This window comes from Aureibaculum luteum (genome assembly GCF_003449015.1).
In the GTDB taxonomy this organism is placed as follows: domain Bacteria; phylum Bacteroidota; class Bacteroidia; order Flavobacteriales; family Flavobacteriaceae; genus Aureibaculum; species Aureibaculum luteum.
On the sequence record NZ_QRGD01000010.1, the window covers coordinates 25,135 to 42,968 of the forward strand.

Consider the following 17,834-nt stretch of genomic DNA (forward strand, 5'->3'; position numbering starts at 1 on the left):
ATTCACCCAAGTGTCATCTTGAACGTCCCGACTGACAAGGTAATATTTAATATTTAATTTTATGGATATTACTCAAAACTGGAAGGCAATAAGAACTCATTTTAACGATAGTTTCAAATCGAATTTACATGTATCAATAGCCTCCGTAAATTCCAATAATCTTCCTACAGTTACTCCTGTTGGGACTCTATTTTTAAATGGTGATCAAACCGGATTTTATTTTGAAAAATACATATCAAAACTACCAGAAAACGCTAAATTCAACAATAATATTTGCGTATTGGCTGTAAATAGTAATAAATGGTTTTGGATAAAATCATTATACAAGTTAAAATTTAATAACTATCCTGCACTTAAATTATATGGCAAGCTTGGCACAAAAAGAAAAGCCTCTGAAATTGAAATCAGCAGATTAAAAAAAAGAATGAAATCTACAAATAGTCTTAAAGGCAATAAATACCTTTGGGGAGATATGGTACATGTTAGAGAAATTAACTTTACCAACGTTGAAAAAATTAATATTGGCAAAATGACTGCCCATTTTTAAACTCCAAATTGAGTTAAGTGATGGTCTAAATGTTTATAATATAAATTATTCCACTCATTTTTGGTTAATTTTCCAAAAGAGAGATTTTCTTTACCATCAAAATGAAGTTCACCCAACTTCTGTGTTTTTTTTATATAATCGATCAAGCGTCCTTTTTCTTTTTCAAAATCTTTATCCACTTTCATTATAAACATAGGTGCTGTTCTAGAATTTCGTTTGTAGGGAGCATCTCCAGTTACAATTTTCTTGGCAAATAACTTGATCATAAATCTTGAAAAAGCATTTGGTTTTGGATGCGTATTTTCATAAACCAATTCATAGGCTACGTTGCAATGAGCAAACATTTGAGCTACCGTCATTGATCCCCATTCTGCTTTGGATTCTGGTGTTAAATTAGTAATGCGATCAATAACTCGATCTGAAACCTCTTGGGTAAAAATATTTGGAAACGTCATCTTTTAAGATCTTTATTTGTTAACTACAATCCAAATGTAGTCATTTTGCTCAGTAACCGACCATATAGAAATGTCATTTTTTAAATGTAGATATAATAATTATATTCGCATAACTAATCCAAACTCAATATAATGTCTAAAATCAACTTGCTCTACCTTATCGCTATTCTTTTATCATTTGGAATACATGCCCAAGATGAAAAGTCTAAAAAATGGGATGTTTCAAATCCCGAAGGCGATTGGAATTTCAAAGAGGTCAAATTAAATACAGATGAAGGCACTTGGATGAATGTAGATGTGAGTCCTGACGGAAAAACGATTGTCTTTGACCTTTTAGGTGATATTTATAAGATGCCTGTTACCGGAGGAAAAGCAACACTATTAAGACAAGGTTTGGCTTTTGAAATACAACCACAGTTCAGTCCTGATGGTAAAAAGATTCTATTTACAAGTGATGCTGGTGGTGGTGATAATATTTGGACAATGAACACAGATGGTTCGGATGCCAAACAAATCACAAAAGAAAGCTTTAGATTGTTGAATAATGCTACTTGGATGCCTGATGGTGATTTTATTATCGCTAGAAAACATTTTACGTCTGGCAGATCTTTAGGTGCAGGAGAAATGTGGATGTATCATATAACTGGAGGTTCTGGAACTCAATTAACAAAAAGAAAAAATGACCAACAAGATGTAAACGAGCCCACAGTATCACCTGATGGTAAGTATTTATATTATAGCGAAGATGTATATCCCGGCGGAGCTTTTAATTATAACAAAGATCCTAACAGTCAGATTTATGTCATAAAAAGATACAGTTTTGAAGATGCCAGTATAGAAACAATAACGGGTGGACCGGGTGGAGCTGCACGTCCTCAAATATCACCAGATGGTAAAAAATTAGCGTTTGTAAAACGCGTTAGAACGAAAACAGTACTCTATATTCATAATTTAGAAACGGGTGAAGAATTTCCTGTGTACGACAACTTAAACAAAGACCAGCAGGAGGCTTGGGCAGTATTTGGAGTGTACACTCGCTTTAGTTGGATGCCTAACAATATTGAATTGGTATTTTGGTCAGGTGGTAAAATCAATAAACTAAACATTGAAACTTTAGCAGTAAGCAACATTCCTTTTGAAGCAGAAGCCACTATCAAAATTGCGAAAGCAGTGGAGTTTGATAATCCTGCGTTTACAGATAGTTTTACAGCAAAAGCAATTAGAAACACAGTGACTTCTCCTGATGGGAAATCAATAGCTTTTAATGCTCTGGGACATATCTACACTAAAAAATTACCAAATGGCACACCAAAGCGATTAACTAAAGGAAATGACATTGAAGCAGAACCTCAATTTTCTCCAAACGGAAAAGAAATTGTGTATGTAACTTGGAACGATGAAAATTACGGTGCCATTTATACAGTATCATCCAAAGGAGGTAAATCAACTAAAATAACTAGTGAAAAAGGTATTTTCAGAATGCCTTCTTTCAGTAATGACGGCAACAAAATTGTCTATGTAAAAGAAGGAGGTAATAATGAGCAAGGCAGAACATATTCGAAAAAATCAGGTATTTACACCGTAAACGAAGATGGTTCCGACAATAAATGGCTAAAAGTAAGTGGTGAATATCCAAAATTTTCGGTATCAAATCAACATATTATCTATCAAACAGGTGGAACCTATTTTGGAAATTTAACCAAATCCTTAAAAAGTATTGATTTAAATGGACAACAAGAAAAAACATTAATCACCTCTAAATATGCAAACAGACTAGTACCAAGCCCAGATAACAAATGGCTTGCTTTCAGCAATTTACACAACGTATACTTGGCACCAATGCCAACAACAGGCCAAACATTAGATTTAGATAATAAAACGAAAGCGGTTCCTGTTTCGCAAATTTCAAAAGATGCAGGCACTAATTTACATTGGTCTGGTGATAGTAAAACGGTACACTTTACGTTGGGTGAAGAATATTATAGCAATAAAATTAATGAGCGATTTACATTTCTTAAAAATTCTCCTGATAGCATTGCTCCACCCAACGATAAGGGACTCAAAATAAACCTAGTTACTAAAATGGATAAACCTAAGGGTAAAATAGCATTTACAAATGCTAGAATTATTACTATGGAAGGTAAAGAGGTTATTGAGAATGGAACCATCGTTATTGAAGAAAATAAAATTATCGCTATTGGCAAAACGTCAGACATAACTATAGATTCGAACACTAGAGTTTATGATGTTGCCGGTAAAACAATTATGCCGGGAATGGTTGATGCCCATGCACACATCGGTGGATTCAGGTATGGTCTAAATGCTCAAAAACATTGGCAATTCTATGCCAATTTAGCTTATGGTGTAACTACCTCTCATGATCCTTCGGCAAACACAGAGACTGTATTTACATTGGCCGAAATGATTAAAAGCGGTGAAATGGTTGGGCCTCGCCTCTACTCTACCGGATTTATTTTATATGGTGCTGATGGTGATTTTAAAGCCGTTGTTAATAGCTTAGATGATGCTCGATCTTCAATCAGAAGAACCAAAGCTTTTGGAGCTCTATCTGTGAAGAGTTATAACCAACCAAGACGTGAACAACGTCAACAAATTTTACAAGCGGCTCGTGAAGAGGGCATTTTTGTGGTTCCAGAAGGTGGCTCTACTTTTTATCATAATATGACCATGATTATGGATGGACATACGGGTATTGAACACAACATTCCGATTGCCCCAGTTTATAAAGATGTCATAACACTTTGGAGTAATAGTAACACAGGGTATACCCCAACACTTATTGTAAATTACGCTGGTATGAGTGGTGAATATTATTGGTATCAAACTACCAATGTATGGGAGAATGAAAAATTATTAAAATATACCCCTAGAAGTATTGTTGATGCCAGATCTAGACATAGAACAATGGTGCCTATGGAAGAATATGAAAATGGACATATATTAACCTCAAAAACTGCGAAAGCACTTTCTGACGTTGGAGTAAAAGTAAATTTAGGTGCTCACGGACAGTTACAAGGCTTAGGTGCTCATTGGGAATTATGGATGTTACAACAGGGTGGTATGACCAACCATGAAGCCTTACAAGCTGCAACTATTAATGGAGCTGAATATTTAGGAATAGGCAATGATGTTGGCTCTCTAAAAGTAGGTAAACTCGCAGATTTAATTGTACTAGATAATAATCCTCTAGAAGATATTCAAAATTCAAATAGTGTAAAATACACTATGGTAAATGGTAGATTATATGATACCGAAACCATGAACGAAATTGGAAATACAATAAAAAATAGGACTAAATTCTATTGGGAAAACAACAATTACAACCAAGCTTTTCCTTGGCATGAAGAAGCTCAAAGTTTTACGCAACCAGGTTGTGGATGTGTAGTGGGGCATAATTAAAAAAGATAGACTTTTGTATATAAATTTCAATTTACTCGTTACTTCGATTGTTTTCTTTGAAATGATAGCGTAAAACACTCCGGAATCGGTGGAAGTATAGAGAAGCAGTTCTCGATACAACGCTCTAAATATATACTAAAAAAATAATTACAAAAGCGTCACTCGAACGGACGGAAATTACGTTGTTAAAATTCGCATCACTTCGAGTGTTTTCTTTGTAGTCCCGAGACTTCGGGAGCGTAAAGAAATTGTATCGAGAAGCATAGGTACATAAGCTTCAGAAGTATTCAGAAATGAAAATTCTTACTTATTCCTCACATAAATCAACTTAAACCTTTTATTACCTTGATCACGTTGTTCAATTTCAAATTGCGTAAGCGACTTGAATAATGGTGTTAACTTATCAAAACCAAAATTACGAGCATCAAAGTTAGGTTGCTTTTTGATAATTAGTGAGCCTACATCACCTAAAAATGCCCAACCATCATCATCTGCAGCATCTGAAACAGACTGTCTTAATAAGCGAATTGTTTTGGATGTTATTTTATCTAAACTTGGTTTCTTTACTTCTGGCTTACCATCTTGCTGCTCCGTAAACGTTTCTAAAATTTCTAAATAAATAAATTTATCACAAGCTACAATAAACGGATCTGGCGTTTTCTTTTCGCCAATACCAATAACTTGCATACCAGATTCTCTTAATCGTGTTGCCAACTTCGTAAAATCACTATCCGAGGAGACCAAACAAAATCCATCAATGTTTTTGGAATATAAAATATCCATCGCATCAATAATCATGGCTGAATCTGTGGCATTTTTACCGGTAGTATATCCGTATTGTTGTATTGGATTAATGGCATTTTCTAATAGGACATTTTTCCATTTGTTCAAATGTGGTTTCGTCCAATCTCCATAAATACGTTTAATTGTAGGAGTTCCGTATTTGGTAATCTCTTCCATCATCTCCTTTATGTACTTCGACGGAATATTATCACCGTCTATAAGTACTGCTAATTTTATATCTTTAATCATACCTGTAAATATACTAAAATAACTTAGGTTAATAAAGCATATAAAGCTTGAATATCAACAGTATAATTCATTTTTTGTTAAATTATAAATGTTAAATTTTGTAGATTGCAGTAAATCAAATAATTATTACTTTTAACTAAATCAAACGTTTTATTCATGATAAATTCTAAATCGACAGTTTTAACCACTTTATTATTTCTAATACTAACAACCTTTTTAGTAGCTCAAGATAAACATCATTATCAAACAGACTTTTCACCTGAAGATTTTAATAAAAGAAGAACTCAAATATTTGCCACAATTGGAAACAATGCTTTTGCTTTAATACAAGGTTCTGCTGGTGTTCCTGGATTTAGCGTTTACAGACAATCTAATACGTTTTATTATTTAAGCGGATTAGAAACTGCTCATGCCTATTTATTGCTTAATGGAAAGCATAAAACATCAACCCTTTATTTACCACATAGAGATGAAGGTAGAGAAAAAGGGGAAGGAAAAGTACTATCTGCTGAAGATGCAGAATTGGTCAAAGAATTAACTGGTGTAGATAAGGTTCGTGGACTCGAATTTTTATCAAGTGATATTGTTAGTACCGGATTAATTAAACCACCCGGATTGGTATTATACACACCCTTAAGTCCTGCTGAAACAGGTAATGATAGTCGTGATGAGATTTTATATGCCCAAGCTAGAACCGCTTCTGATCCTTGGGATGAACAACCATCGCGAGAAGCTAGATTTACGCAAAAAATAAAAGAACGTTTTCCACAAGTTGAAATACAAGACCTTTCTCCAATTTTAGATGCTATGCGACTCATAAAAAGTCCTAAAGAAATTGACCTTATTAGAAAAGCAACCCAAATAGCTGGACTTGGTATTATTGAAGCCATGAAATCGACAAAACCAGGTATTTACGAATACCAACTAGATGCCGCCGCAAAATATATTTATTACTTAAATGGAGCCAGAGGTGATGGTTATGCATCCATAATTGGAGGTGGAACCAATGCTTATTTTGGTCACTACTTTCACAAGAAAGATGTACTTAATGATGGTGATTTAGTACTTATGGATTATGCCCCTGACTATCGGTATTACACCAGTGATGTAACCAGAATTTGGCCTGTAAATGGTAAATTCAACAAAGCTCAAACAGCTTTATACGAATTTATTGTAGCTTACCGTGACGCTCTTTTCAAATACATAAAACCAGGAATAACTTCAAATGAAGTACTTACAAAGGCCGCTGAAGATATGAAGAAATACATTGTGGGTAAAAAATTCGTAAAGCCTTCTCATTTAAAAGCTGTACAAGAAGGACTTGTATTTCGTGGTCATTTCCAACACCCTGTTGGTATGGCTGTTCATGATGTTAGCAGAGTAAGAGGCGTTGAACTTAAACCTGGTATGGTTTTTACTATAGACCCTATGATTTGGTTACGAGACGAACAATTGTATATACGAATTGAAGATGTTGCCGTGGTTACTGAAAAAGGTGTTGAAAACATGAGTGGTTTTGTTCCTTCAAGCATAAGCGATGTTGAAAAAACTATTAAAGGAAAAGGGCTGACTGAATTTAGACCAGCAACAGTATTGCCATTAAAAGAATAGACTTAACATCAACAACCTATAGAAGACCTTTAAATATGAAAAAATCTATACTAAGAAATGTAGTTGTACTTTGTGTATTTGCAATAACAATTATAAATTCATCAGCTTATGCATTTATTGACAACTATCCTAAAAACCCAAAAATTGATGTTACCAATTATGCATTTAACATTAAACTGTCGGATACTACTGACGAAATAATTTGCGTAGTTACTATTGATGTAAACTACCTCGCGGATGGTATAGCATATCTTCGGCTCGACTTAATAAATGCCTCAACCAAATTAGATAATAAAGGTATGACAGTGAGCAGCATTATTTCGGATGGAAACGAAATTACATACACTCATAAAAATGACGAAATTTTAATTGAGTTTCCTGAAAAATCGTACAAAAATCAAACCAGTCAGTATACTGTTTCTTATAAAGGTATACCTGCCACAGGACTTAAAATAGCCGATAACAAGTACGGAGATCGTACATTTTTTAGTGATAATTGGCCAAATAAAGGTCGTAACTGGCTTGCTATGGTAGATCATCCCTATGACAAGGCCAAGTGTGAATTTATAGTCACAGCTCCTAATCATTATCAGGTAGTTTCTAACGGCTTAAAAGTTGAAGAAACAGATTTACAAAACGGAATGCGTCTTACCCATTGGAAACAATCAGTGCCCATTGCTTCTTGGTTGTATGTTCTTGGAGTAGCCAAATTTGCCATCCAATATGTTGATAAATTTGATGGGAAATCTATTGAAACATGGGTGTATCCCCAAGACCGTGATGCTGGATTTTATGATTTTGCCCAACCCACAAAAAAAGTGTTAGAATTTTATAGCTCCTATATTGGTCCTTTTTCTTACGAAAGATTGGCTAATATTCAATCAAACAGCGTAAGTGGCGGTATGGAAGCCGCATCTGCAATCTTATATAGTGAAAAATCCGTTAAAGGAGATCGAAATGAACGATGGCGAAATGTAGTTATACATGAAATTGCACATCAGTGGTTTGGTAATGCTGTTACTGAATATGACTGGGATGAAGTTTGGCTTAGCGAAGGTTTTGCCACTTATTTCACGTTACTCTTTATAGAGCATGAATACGGTAGAGATGCCTTTACAAATGGTCTAATTGACAGTAAAAAACGGGTAGACACCTTCTATGAGAAGAATCCTGAATACACTATTATACATGATAACCTCAAGGATATGAAAGAGGTAACCAGCTCTCAAACCTATCAAAAAGGGAGTTGGATTTTACACATGCTACGTGGTAAAGTAGGTACCGATGTTTTTTGGAAAGGTATACGTGCGTACTATAAAAAATATAAGGACCTAAATACTACCACCGCTGATTTTCAGAAAGAAATGGAAATTGTTTCTGGACAAGACTTATCTCAATTTTTTGAGCAATGGTTATACAAACCAGGTACGTTAAAATATGAAGGTGATTGGAAATATGATACAAAGAAAAAAAAGCTTAGAATCCGTCTTAATCAAGTACAAAAAGATGGTAGTCTTTTTAAAATGCCTCTTGAAATAAGTATTTATTATCGTGATAAGCAAAAACCTAGTATAGAAACACTACAGGTAAATGAGAAAACAAATACTTTTTTTATTGATACAGACATTGAGCCTGAAAACATAATGCTAGACCCCAATATGTGGGTACTGATGGATTCTGAATTTAAAAAAGCTAAATGAGTTAATGATTATAGCATTCGTGTTACTTTATAGCGATATAGTAGTTTAAATTTGTTACTAACAGAAAACTAGAATTATGCAAACTAAAATAATAACACTAATGGTCTTGGTCTTTTTTATAACCATTTCATGTAAAAATGAGAAAAAAACAAACCAGACAAATGATTCAATAGATTCGTTAACAGAAACTACTACATCAGTTGAAGAGATAACCCCAGATGCTTTAACGGTTACGCTATATGCTAAAAGTAATAGCAATGTAACAGGAGAAATTGTATTCATTCAAGAGAACGACAAGGTAACAATGACAGCTAGTTTACTAGGATTAACTCCTGGTGAACATGCCATTCATCTCCATGAAAAAGCAGATTGTAGTTCAGATGATGCTACCTCAACAGGTGGTCATTGGAACCCTGAAAACAAAGAGCATGGTAAGTGGGACGATGAAAGCGGATATCACCGAGGTGACATAGGTAATTTAACCGCAGATGCAGACGGAAATGCTACGCTCACCTTTGAAACTGACCAATGGGCCATTGGAGGTTCTGATGAAAACAAAAATATTATCGGTAGAGGTATTATAGTGCATGCAAAAGCTGATGATTTTGCAACACAACCTACTGGTGCGGCTGGCGGAAGAGTAGCCTGTGGAGAAATTAAATAATAGTATCTCAATTTATAAATCTTTAAAACCGTTTTTAAACGGTTTTTTTAGTATTTTTCAACTTTAAAACACCTAAATGACCTTCGAGGAATCTATAATTCTATTTCAAAAAAAAGACGTAAAGGCTTTTGAGTACCTCTATAATAATTATAAAAAGAGTTTGTTGGGCGTTATTTTCACCATTGTAAAAAACGATACCATCGCTGAAGAAATACTACAAGACGTTTTTATAAAAGCATGGAATAGTGCAGATTCTTACAATTCAAGTAAAGGCAGATTTTTTACTTGGATGTTGAATATTTCTAGAAATGCTGCCATTGACAAAACCCGATCTAAAAACTTTAAAAACAGTAAAAAAAACCAAAGTGTCGATAAATTCGTAGATGTTATAGAGACCTATGATAATCTTGACACTACTACAAATAGTATTGGCATAAAAAAGTTTGTTGATAAACTGGCAGAAAAATGTAAAGAGGTAATTAACCTTCTCTATTTTAAAGGATATACGCAGAAAGAAGTGTCAGAAACTCTAAAAATGCCAATTGGCACAGTTAAAACTAGGAATAGGAATTGTATTAATGAATTAAGAAACATCGTGTTAAATTAGTAATGGAAGAAAAAGAATACATAGCATCAGGAATTTTAGAGCTTTACGTGGCTGGTGTACTTTCTGAACAAGAAAATCAGGAGGTTTTTGCTATGGTTCAAAAACATGCTGAAATTGCTAAAGAAGTTTCTGAGATTGAAGCCGCCATTTTAAAATTAACAGCAGCAACTGCACCCGTTTCCAATTCATCATTTACATCTATTAAAGAAAAAATAAGTTCTTCAAATACTGCGAAACCCAACGTTATTCCATTGGCTAGAAAAGCTACTAATTGGGCAACGTATACGGGTTGGGCAGCTGCCGTAATATTAACAGGTGGTTTAATGTGGACTATGGTACAAAATAACAACCTAAATACACAATTACAATCTGCTGAGCTTGAAAGACAACAGTTAGAAGAACAAATTTTTAAAGCGAACACGAGTCTTGCAGAAACAAAAAAATTAAATACTACACTTAGAGATAAAGATATATTAGCCGTTCCATTGAGCGGACAAGCAGTATCACCTGATTCTTATGCAAAAGTGTATTGGGATAAAAACGAAAACCAAGTATATGTTGATGTTCAAGGTTTACCTAAACCACCAGCAGGTAAAGTATATCAAGTTTGGTCATTAAAATTAGACCCACTTACACCAACAAGTATTGGTATATTAGATCAGTTTAATGATGACGAAAATAAAGTATTTACACTGGCTAATAGTAACGACTCTGAAGCTTTTGGTATTACTTTAGAACCTGAAGGCGGTAGTGAAAGCCCTACTTTAGAACAATTGTATACATTAGGTGCAGTTAGTGCCCCATAAAACAATTAATTCACTTACTTTTTAACCTTATTATAATTCTACGAAATTTGTATATTGCATACATAACGTAACTAAATGCAATACGTTTGTTCAACTTAAGTTTGTCTTTTAATAGAGGTTAATATTGCTAAATGGAAACATATATAATTGAAAAAAATAGCCTCTTAAAAACAAAAGCCTTTAATTATTGGTTGATTACATTTATTATGGCTTTGATAATAATTATTCCAAGAATTGTATTTTCAAATAGAAAACCGATTCAATTTGACAAAAGTTTCACTTATATTGTTGGATTTTATTTTATTTCTGGAATGATAATTTTATTAATTAATATATTTAAAATTAAGAAAGTTGGATTTTTTAAATTTGATAAACAAAATATATCTATTAAAAAAAATGAACTAAAACGAGTGATTAAATTAGAAACAATAAAGAAATTATCTATTTATAGAATTCAGGGAAACATTTACCATCTTAAAATTGAAAATATAAGGCTAAATATCGTTTTAGGAAAAACAGAATTGATCGAACTAAAAAATACTTGCAAGGAGTTGAATATCAACTTACAGTTTGAAAGATTCCTAGATAGATTACTAGGCTTATTAAAGACATAACATTGCACAACAACAGTAATCGTTGCACAAGCTCAAAAAAGAACATTTTAGAGGAATAGTTGACTTCATTTCCGCTGTTTTAAGAAAGACTATATTTTGAGTACTGACTTTATTTGATTATTTTTTGTGAGGTTATACCTGCTTACTTTGTTCCTCAGATAGTCGATATAATGAGCTAAAACAGTAGCTAGTGATTTAGCATCACTTTTTACAATTTTACTAGTGAATTTTAGATATTTCTTTAAGTTATAAGCAATTGCAGACAGGTGCATGACCTTGTTAACTTGTTTTATACCGATGGTATTTATTTTTCTGAGTCCCATAAATTGTGTTAGCGTTCCAAATACAGGCTCGACCGTACTCTGTCTTTTGCTTTTCATATAACGACCCCGTTTACTATTAACCCTTTTTTTGTTACGCTCATACTCTTCTCTAAAATAGGTTACTGAAAACTTCTTCTCTTGTGCTGTTTTACCTACGCATTGCTCTTTTATAGGACAGTATCTACAGATTTTTGAGGATATTCTATATTCCTTTTTCTTGGTGTGGGTTCTGTAATCATTAAATACTTTTTTAAAGGGGACAATTTCGCCTTGTGGACATAGATAATGGTCTTGCTCTTTATTATAGCTAAAACCATCTGGACCGCCTTTATAGGTGCCATGAGGAGGTATGTAACTTGTTAAACCTGTCTCTTCTAAAAAAGCATAATTTTCTCCATCACTATAGCCTGTGTCCGCTACACAATTTCGCCACAGTAAACCTTGTTTGTGCAATCGTTTTTTTAGTCTTTGCACAATGTCCTGTAGGTATTGATTGTCTTTCTTGTCTGCCATATAGGCTCTAATATCTGTGATTACATGATGAGCCGTATCTACACTTAGTTGGCTCATGTAGTTCAGCTTTCTTGCCTTACCTGGCTTTACGCTTATTTTTGCATCTGGATCCGTTGGACTGTAATGGGTTTTGTTAGAGGTATATTTACTGCCTTTATTACTAGCCCCTGGTCGTTGGTCTTGATCTTTTGACCATTTTTTGTTCCGTCCCTTTATGGCTGTCAATTCTTGTTTATTGGCAGTTATGGTCTTTTGTGATTTGGTCGCTTTATTTACTTTAGCCTTCCGTATGGGTTTCTCCCTATCCATCGAACTGATATGACGAATGTTTCGTAGATAATCTTCCAATTCTGATTCGGGTACTTTCAATTCTAAACTGTCCATAGAAGCATTTGCCTTAACTGGTGCGGAATCTATCGCTTGAGTATGACCACTTACCATCCCCTTTTCCACACACATGGATAAAACCTTTGTAAAGACCTGTTCAAAAACTTCTTCCGGATATAATTGACGCGTCCGACTTATTGTACTGTGCCATGGTAATTCTTCATCAATATCATAACCTAAAAAATATAAAATATCCAAACGTAAACTACAATGGGAAATCAATTTACGGTCACTAATAATATTCTCTAAATAACCAACCAAACACAACTTGAAAAATACGGTAGGATCGATACTCTTTTGCCCACTATCACCATAGTAAGGTCGCGTCAAAACATATAGAAAATGTAAGTCCAATACTTGTTTTAATCTCCTGTAAAAATTCTCCTTCGGAATCCGATCACTCATTCGAAATTCAGTGAACAATTTTTCTTGATATTCTTTTTTACCTTGCATAATACAAGATACAAAATATTACTATCTTGTGCAACAGGCACAACATATAAAATCAATACGAATTTTGGTGCTTAACCGAAAGTTTAGAGCTCAAAACCAAGTCTGCCAAATAGAATATTACGCGACTGCGAAATGATCTGTGTTCGCTTTAATGCCCCTTCTTGTTTTGGTCATGCATTGTTTCACTTAGAGAAGAATCAAAATACCTCCCCTTTTTGCAATAATAATACAAGTTATCACTTAACATTTCATAAATACTTCTAGATTTTGCAAAAATAGTACATGCACTAAAAAAGCTAATGTCGTAATCTTGTAGTGTATTTTTATTCAACCATTTAAATACACAAACTATTTTGTATTAATCAATTAATTATATTCATTATGAAAACAACAATTAAAAAAACAACCAAATTATTCTTAATGCTAATTATTGCACTTACTTTTTCATGTTCAGCAGAAGATGGAGCCATTGGTCCAGCAGGAGCAAATGGTGCTGATGGTATTGATGGAATTGATGGAAATGCCAATGTTACATCTGTCCTTTTTGAAAGCTTCGTTCTTGTTATTGGTGATAATAATTTTGCCGTTCCAGAATTAACACAAGAAATATATGATACAGGGTTTGTGTATTCTTACGCACGTAATCCTGCAGCTAGTGTTTGGGAAGAAATACCAATTTCAAATAATGGAAGTATTCAGTTAGAGACAGTAATTTCTGTAGGTAATGTCAAATTAAAATCGACATTTAATCAAACTGCGGATATTCGATTTGTACTTGTAGCCAGTAATTAATTAGAAAGTTATTGTAAATAGGAATACGATGACTCACATCAATGTATTCCTATTGAAATTTTCTTGCAAAAAAAATTGAAAACTTTGTACTATAGGTAATTATTTGGCGTAATTAATGGTATTCCAAATGGTCCTAAAGCAACCTAAGAAAGACAAGAGGACTGATACGTATAATGGAACTATAATTCAAAATAACGTGGTACAACAAAGTACTGTGGTAAAAAACAAGTAAAACTTCATTAATTTTTCAATAAAGTACTTCTGTAATTCTGGTCGTTAGCCACTCTTGATTTAGTAATGATATAAGCCTGTTTTAAAAGTTTATTGCAAACCGCTATTAAAATTAACTTTTCAAACTACATTTTCACCGCATTTACTACCCAAATTTTCCATTTGCTTTATTGCCATTTTATTTATACATTTGAAAGGATGTCGCTAAATAACCCCCCTACTCCATCACATTTGAAGTGCTGTTTGCTTTAGCTTCATAATTCAAGAAAAACATAGTTGTAACTAAATTCAATATAACTATAATATGGTTATACATATGTTCTACGCAAGCTGAAATCACTTATATGGAAACACAAACTCTCGAAAATAAACTGACGGAAATTCGGGATACTTTAATTGAGCTTGAAAGACTAAAAACCGACATTAGATTTATATCAAATAAGGAAACCGAATATTTTAACAAAATAGTAGAAAAATCAGCTTTTTTCTATCGAATTTATAGAAATTCAATTAAGCTATTTGTGATTGATATTTGTAAATTAATGAACCCAAATGAAGATTTTAGTTTATTAAAAACCTTAAATTTTATCCAATCAAATCGAAAAAGAATAGAATGGAAAAGAGAATTAAAATCGGATAGGATAAATGAACTTATTTTTAAAATTGAGATTCTGAACTCTGAACATTTAGAAAGTTTTAAAAATTTGAGAGATAAACATTACGCTCATAATGACTAGTTTAGCCCCTTATAAGTTCGGAGTGTTCTTTTAAATTTCATAATACTACATTTGAGATATGAAATATAAGAAATGGACTTTGAATCAGAAGTTAGAAATATTAACAAGATCTGAAGAAATACTTATGACTGAATTAAAAAAAGGACCGGATTTAGGAAAATTACAAATGGTCAGAGATATAACTTTAGGAAAAAAGCCTGCGTAGAACACCGTGTATAATTAATTACTTGTTCACTGCCTATTTACGAATCCCGAAGCGTCGGGACTCGCGGATTTTCTATCTGGTTTGTATTTGCTAAATTAGTTACTTATCCACGCAACTAACCAAGAACTGAGTTGAAAAACAAACTTTTTATTCATTAAATATATACACTATCTTACTAGGCTCAAAATATGATTATTTCGTACTTTAATACACGAAAGTCCACACACAAATACATTGGCATTAATAAAACAAGATGAAACTATTTTATTTAGCACTCTTATTAATTCTATTTTTTTCCTGCATTGAAAAGAAGACCATCCCTGATAAAAAAGAAGTTAAAGTAACAGACCAAGAAATTGTAGTTAAAGAATTTCAAACCATTATTGATTCTGCCAATGTCAAAGGAGCAATTTTAATTTATGATTTTGAAAAAAACAAGTACTATTCAAATGATTTCCAATGGGCTCAAAAAGGAAACTTACCAGCTTCTACCTTCAAAATAACCAATTCAATTATAGCACTTGAAATAGGGATAGTTGAAAACGATAGTACACTTTTTAAATGGAACGGAGAAAATAGAAGGCTTAAGGCTTGGGAACAGGATTTGACCTTTACAAATGCTTTTCGTTTATCGTGTGTTCCTTGCTATCAAGAGATAGCACGAAAAATTGGAGTAAAAAAAATGAAGGAATATCTAGACAAACTTGAATACAGAAATATGATAGTTGACGCTACCAACATTGACCTATTCTGGTTAGAAGGAGCATCTCGAATTAATCAATTTCAGCAAATAGACTTTTTAAAGCGGTTTTATAAATCTGAATTACCAATTTCTGAACGTACTGAACAGATCATGAAAAGAATGATGGTAATTGAAAAAAAGGATGCGTACAAACTTAGTGGAAAAACAGGTTGGTCAATCAGTAATGGAAACAATAATGGCTGGTTTGTGGGGTATATCGAATCTCAAAATAAAACTTATTTTTTCGCCACAAATGTTGAACCGAAAGAACAATTTGATATGAATAGGTTTCCAATGATTAGAAAAAATGTGACCTATAAAGCATTTGAACAATTGAGAATAATTAAATAAATGCTCTGGTACGATAAATAATTTATCGCTAGTTCTAGACTATTCATAAAAATTATTTCCAATTTTCTATTTCATTTTTATTTCCTAAATTGGAAGCTTAATGGGTAATTAACCAACTAGGCTTTAAAACAATCGTAATGACGAATAAACGTGAGAATTCAATTGAAATTAGCAAAACCGAATTTCGTAAAATAGGTTATGAACTCATTGATACAATTTCTGACTTTTTTGATGATATTTCAGAAAAACCCATCACAACAAGTAAGTCTCCAAAAGAATTACAAAAAAAATTAGGTATTTTATCATTACCAGAAAATGGATTGCCAGCAGAAGAATTACTATCGAAAGCTTCTAAATTACTCTTTGAAAATTCATTATTTAATGGTCATCCAAAATTTTTTGGATTTATAACCTCATCGGCAGCACCTATTGGAGCCTTGGCCGATTTGTTAGCCTCTTCAGTTAATGCAAATGTTGGCGGACAAATACTGAGTCCGATGGCGACAGAAATAGAAAAACAGACCATAAAATGGTTGGCAGAGTTTATAGGAGTCTCACCTAATTATGGAGGCATATTAGTCAGTGGAGGAAACATGGCAAATTTCACTGCCTTTTTAGCTGCAAGAACGGCTAAATCACCTAAAACCATAAAAGAAAATGGACTTTCTAGCAGTTCTAAAATGTTAATTTCCTATTGTTCAAAAGCTACGCATACTTGGATTGACAAAGCTGCTATTTTATTTGGACATGGCTCAAATTCTATCCGATGGATTCCAACGGATACCGCTAATAAAATGAATATAGAAATCTTAGAGCAAACTATAAAAGAAGATGTAAAACAAGGACATCAACCATTTATGGTTGTAGGTACTGCTGGAGACGTAAGTACTGGTGTTGTAGATAACCTCGAAGCCATTGCTTCAACATGTAAAACGCACAATTTATGGTTTCATATAGATGGTGCCTATGGTATTCCAGCTGCTGTTATTCCTGAATTAAAAGATTTATTTGTAGGGATTAAAGAAGCCGATTCTATCGCATTAGACCCTCACAAATGGCTTTATAGTGCTTTAGAAGCGGGTTGTACTTTGGTAAAAAACCCACAGCATCTTATAGACACCTATAGCTCGCATCCTGAATATTATAATTTCAGCTTAACGGAAGAAGGTGGTTCTTTAAACTACTTTGAATATGGACTGCAGAACTCTCGTGGTTTTAGGGCTTTAAAAGTATGGCTGGCGTTACAACAAATTGGAAGTAATGGTTATGTAAAATTGATCAAAGAAGATATAGCATTGTCCAAATACTTCTATGAACTGGCAAATAAACATACAGAATTAGAACCCGTAACTCAAAATTTAAGTATTGCAACGTTTAGGTATGTACCTAAAAACTATCAAGAACAAGGTGAAAAAAGAGAGGCCTATTTAAACACTTTAAATGAAGAATTAGTGAACAGTGTGCAAAACGGAGGTGAACTATTTTTATCAAACGCAATTGTAGAAAACAAATACTGCTTACGTACCTGTATCGTAAACTTTAGAACTACAAAAAAGGATATAGAAGATAGTATAGAAATAATAGTAAAAGAAGGAAGAAAATTAAACAATTTAATGCAGGATATGTAAATATAATTTCTTCTTT

Annotated in this window: 16 protein-coding genes; 13 read left to right on the forward strand and 3 right to left on the reverse strand. The window is 33.2% G+C overall.

What is annotated here, in order from left to right; translation table 11 throughout:
* Nucleotides 1-61: 61 nt before the first annotated feature.
* Complete coding sequence (locus D3P13_RS18795; protein ID WP_117884608.1) at nt 62-547, forward strand: pyridoxamine 5'-phosphate oxidase family protein; 486 nt, start codon at nt 62-64, stop codon at nt 545-547.
* Here D3P13_RS18795 and D3P13_RS18800 read toward each other — a convergent pair.
* Nucleotides 544-1,002 carry a DUF1569 domain-containing protein gene (locus D3P13_RS18800; protein ID WP_117884610.1) on the reverse strand — a complete coding sequence of 153 codons (459 nt, stop codon included), beginning with the start codon at nt 1,000-1,002 and terminating at the stop codon, nt 544-546. The two genes, D3P13_RS18795 and D3P13_RS18800, sit on opposite strands and share 4 nt — an antisense overlap.
* A gap of 132 nt (nt 1,003-1,134) precedes the next feature.
* Here D3P13_RS18800 and D3P13_RS18805 point away from each other — a divergent pair, with 132 nt between their 5' ends.
* On the forward strand, nt 1,135-4,422 hold the full coding sequence (locus tag D3P13_RS18805; RefSeq protein ID WP_117884612.1) for an amidohydrolase family protein: 3,288 nt from the start codon (nt 1,135-1,137) through the stop codon (nt 4,420-4,422).
* Between the two features lie 303 nt (nt 4,423-4,725).
* Here D3P13_RS18805 and D3P13_RS18810 read toward each other — a convergent pair whose 3' ends face one another.
* Nucleotides 4,726-5,454, reverse strand: coding sequence for an NYN domain-containing protein (locus D3P13_RS18810; RefSeq protein WP_117884615.1), 729 nt, complete (start codon nt 5,452-5,454; stop codon nt 4,726-4,728).
* A gap of 156 nt (nt 5,455-5,610) precedes the next feature.
* Here D3P13_RS18810 and D3P13_RS18815 point away from each other — a divergent pair, with 156 nt between their 5' ends.
* The 6 genes from D3P13_RS18815 to D3P13_RS18840 all read left to right on the forward strand — a co-directional run bounded on the left by D3P13_RS18815 (nt 5,611) and on the right by D3P13_RS18840 (nt 11,456).
* On the forward strand, nt 5,611-7,065 hold the full coding sequence (locus D3P13_RS18815) for an aminopeptidase P family protein (protein ID WP_117884617.1): 1,455 nt from the start codon (nt 5,611-5,613) through the stop codon (nt 7,063-7,065).
* Nucleotides 7,066-7,100: 35 nt separating this feature from the next.
* Nucleotides 7,101-8,765: a M1 family metallopeptidase gene (locus D3P13_RS18820; protein WP_117884619.1), complete on the forward strand. Its 1,665-nt coding sequence runs from the start codon at nt 7,101-7,103 to the stop codon at nt 8,763-8,765.
* Nucleotides 8,766-8,841: 76 nt separating this feature from the next.
* On the forward strand, nt 8,842-9,429 hold the full coding sequence (locus D3P13_RS18825; protein ID WP_117884621.1) for a superoxide dismutase family protein: 588 nt from the start codon (nt 8,842-8,844) through the stop codon (nt 9,427-9,429).
* 76 nt (nt 9,430-9,505) lie between these two features.
* A complete protein-coding gene (locus D3P13_RS18830; protein ID WP_117884623.1) occupies nt 9,506-10,036 on the forward strand; it encodes an RNA polymerase sigma factor in 531 nt (176 codons plus the stop codon).
* A 2-nt stretch (nt 10,037-10,038) separates the two neighbouring features.
* Complete coding sequence (locus D3P13_RS18835) at nt 10,039-10,842, forward strand: anti-sigma factor (protein WP_117884625.1); 804 nt, start codon at nt 10,039-10,041, stop codon at nt 10,840-10,842.
* A 131-nt stretch (nt 10,843-10,973) separates the two neighbouring features.
* Nucleotides 10,974-11,456, forward strand: coding sequence for a hypothetical protein (locus D3P13_RS18840; RefSeq protein ID WP_117884627.1), 483 nt, complete (start codon nt 10,974-10,976; stop codon nt 11,454-11,456).
* Nucleotides 11,457-11,545: 89 nt separating this feature from the next.
* On the opposite strand, the gene D3P13_RS18845 is transcribed toward D3P13_RS18840, so the two are convergent.
* Nucleotides 11,546-13,132 carry an IS1182 family transposase gene (locus D3P13_RS18845; protein WP_117884629.1) on the reverse strand — a complete coding sequence of 529 codons (1,587 nt, stop codon included), beginning with the start codon at nt 13,130-13,132 and terminating at the stop codon, nt 11,546-11,548.
* A 381-nt stretch (nt 13,133-13,513) separates the two neighbouring features.
* Here D3P13_RS18845 and D3P13_RS18850 point away from each other — a divergent pair, with 381 nt between their 5' ends.
* From D3P13_RS18850 to D3P13_RS18865, 5 genes are all read left to right on the forward strand, one after another.
* Nucleotides 13,514-13,924, forward strand: coding sequence for a hypothetical protein (locus D3P13_RS18850; protein ID WP_117884631.1), 411 nt, complete (start codon nt 13,514-13,516; stop codon nt 13,922-13,924).
* Between the two features lie 575 nt (nt 13,925-14,499).
* Nucleotides 14,500-14,892: an AbiU2 domain-containing protein gene (locus D3P13_RS18855; RefSeq protein WP_117884633.1), complete on the forward strand. Its 393-nt coding sequence runs from the start codon at nt 14,500-14,502 to the stop codon at nt 14,890-14,892.
* Nucleotides 14,893-14,950: 58 nt separating this feature from the next.
* On the forward strand, nt 14,951-15,097 hold the full coding sequence (locus tag D3P13_RS22270; RefSeq protein WP_157972967.1) for a hypothetical protein: 147 nt from the start codon (nt 14,951-14,953) through the stop codon (nt 15,095-15,097).
* A gap of 253 nt (nt 15,098-15,350) precedes the next feature.
* The gene (gene blaOXA, locus D3P13_RS18860) at nt 15,351-16,190 is read left to right on the forward strand and encodes a class D beta-lactamase (RefSeq protein ID WP_117884635.1); all 840 of its coding nucleotides are present in this window, start codon (nt 15,351-15,353) and stop codon (nt 16,188-16,190) included.
* A gap of 137 nt (nt 16,191-16,327) precedes the next feature.
* Entirely contained in the window at nt 16,328-17,818 is a 1,491-nt protein-coding gene (locus D3P13_RS18865) for a pyridoxal phosphate-dependent decarboxylase family protein (RefSeq protein WP_117884638.1), read from the forward strand.
* Nucleotides 17,819-17,834 lie beyond the last annotated feature (16 nt).

Coding starts and splice junctions, on each gene's coding strand:
- D3P13_RS18795 (WP_117884608.1), top strand. CDS start 62: ATGGATATTACTCAAAACTGGAAGGCAATAAGAACTCATTTTAACGAT.
- D3P13_RS18800 (WP_117884610.1), bottom strand. CDS start 1,002: ATGACGTTTCCAAATATTTTTACCCAAGAGGTTTCAGATCGAGTTATT.
- D3P13_RS18805 (WP_117884612.1), top strand. CDS start 1,135: ATGTCTAAAATCAACTTGCTCTACCTTATCGCTATTCTTTTATCATTT.
- D3P13_RS18810 (WP_117884615.1), bottom strand. CDS start 5,454: ATGATTAAAGATATAAAATTAGCAGTACTTATAGACGGTGATAATATT.
- D3P13_RS18815 (WP_117884617.1), top strand. CDS start 5,611: ATGATAAATTCTAAATCGACAGTTTTAACCACTTTATTATTTCTAATA.
- D3P13_RS18820 (WP_117884619.1), top strand. CDS start 7,101: ATGAAAAAATCTATACTAAGAAATGTAGTTGTACTTTGTGTATTTGCA.
- D3P13_RS18825 (WP_117884621.1), top strand. CDS start 8,842: ATGCAAACTAAAATAATAACACTAATGGTCTTGGTCTTTTTTATAACC.
- D3P13_RS18830 (WP_117884623.1), top strand. CDS start 9,506: ATGACCTTCGAGGAATCTATAATTCTATTTCAAAAAAAAGACGTAAAG.
- D3P13_RS18835 (WP_117884625.1), top strand. CDS start 10,039: ATGGAAGAAAAAGAATACATAGCATCAGGAATTTTAGAGCTTTACGTG.
- D3P13_RS18840 (WP_117884627.1), top strand. CDS start 10,974: ATGGAAACATATATAATTGAAAAAAATAGCCTCTTAAAAACAAAAGCC.
- D3P13_RS18845 (WP_117884629.1), bottom strand. CDS start 13,132: ATGCAAGGTAAAAAAGAATATCAAGAAAAATTGTTCACTGAATTTCGA.
- D3P13_RS18850 (WP_117884631.1), top strand. CDS start 13,514: ATGAAAACAACAATTAAAAAAACAACCAAATTATTCTTAATGCTAATT.
- D3P13_RS18855 (WP_117884633.1), top strand. CDS start 14,500: ATGGAAACACAAACTCTCGAAAATAAACTGACGGAAATTCGGGATACT.
- D3P13_RS22270 (WP_157972967.1), top strand. CDS start 14,951: ATGAAATATAAGAAATGGACTTTGAATCAGAAGTTAGAAATATTAACA.
- blaOXA (WP_117884635.1), top strand. CDS start 15,351: ATGAAACTATTTTATTTAGCACTCTTATTAATTCTATTTTTTTCCTGC.
- D3P13_RS18865 (WP_117884638.1), top strand. CDS start 16,328: ATGACGAATAAACGTGAGAATTCAATTGAAATTAGCAAAACCGAATTT.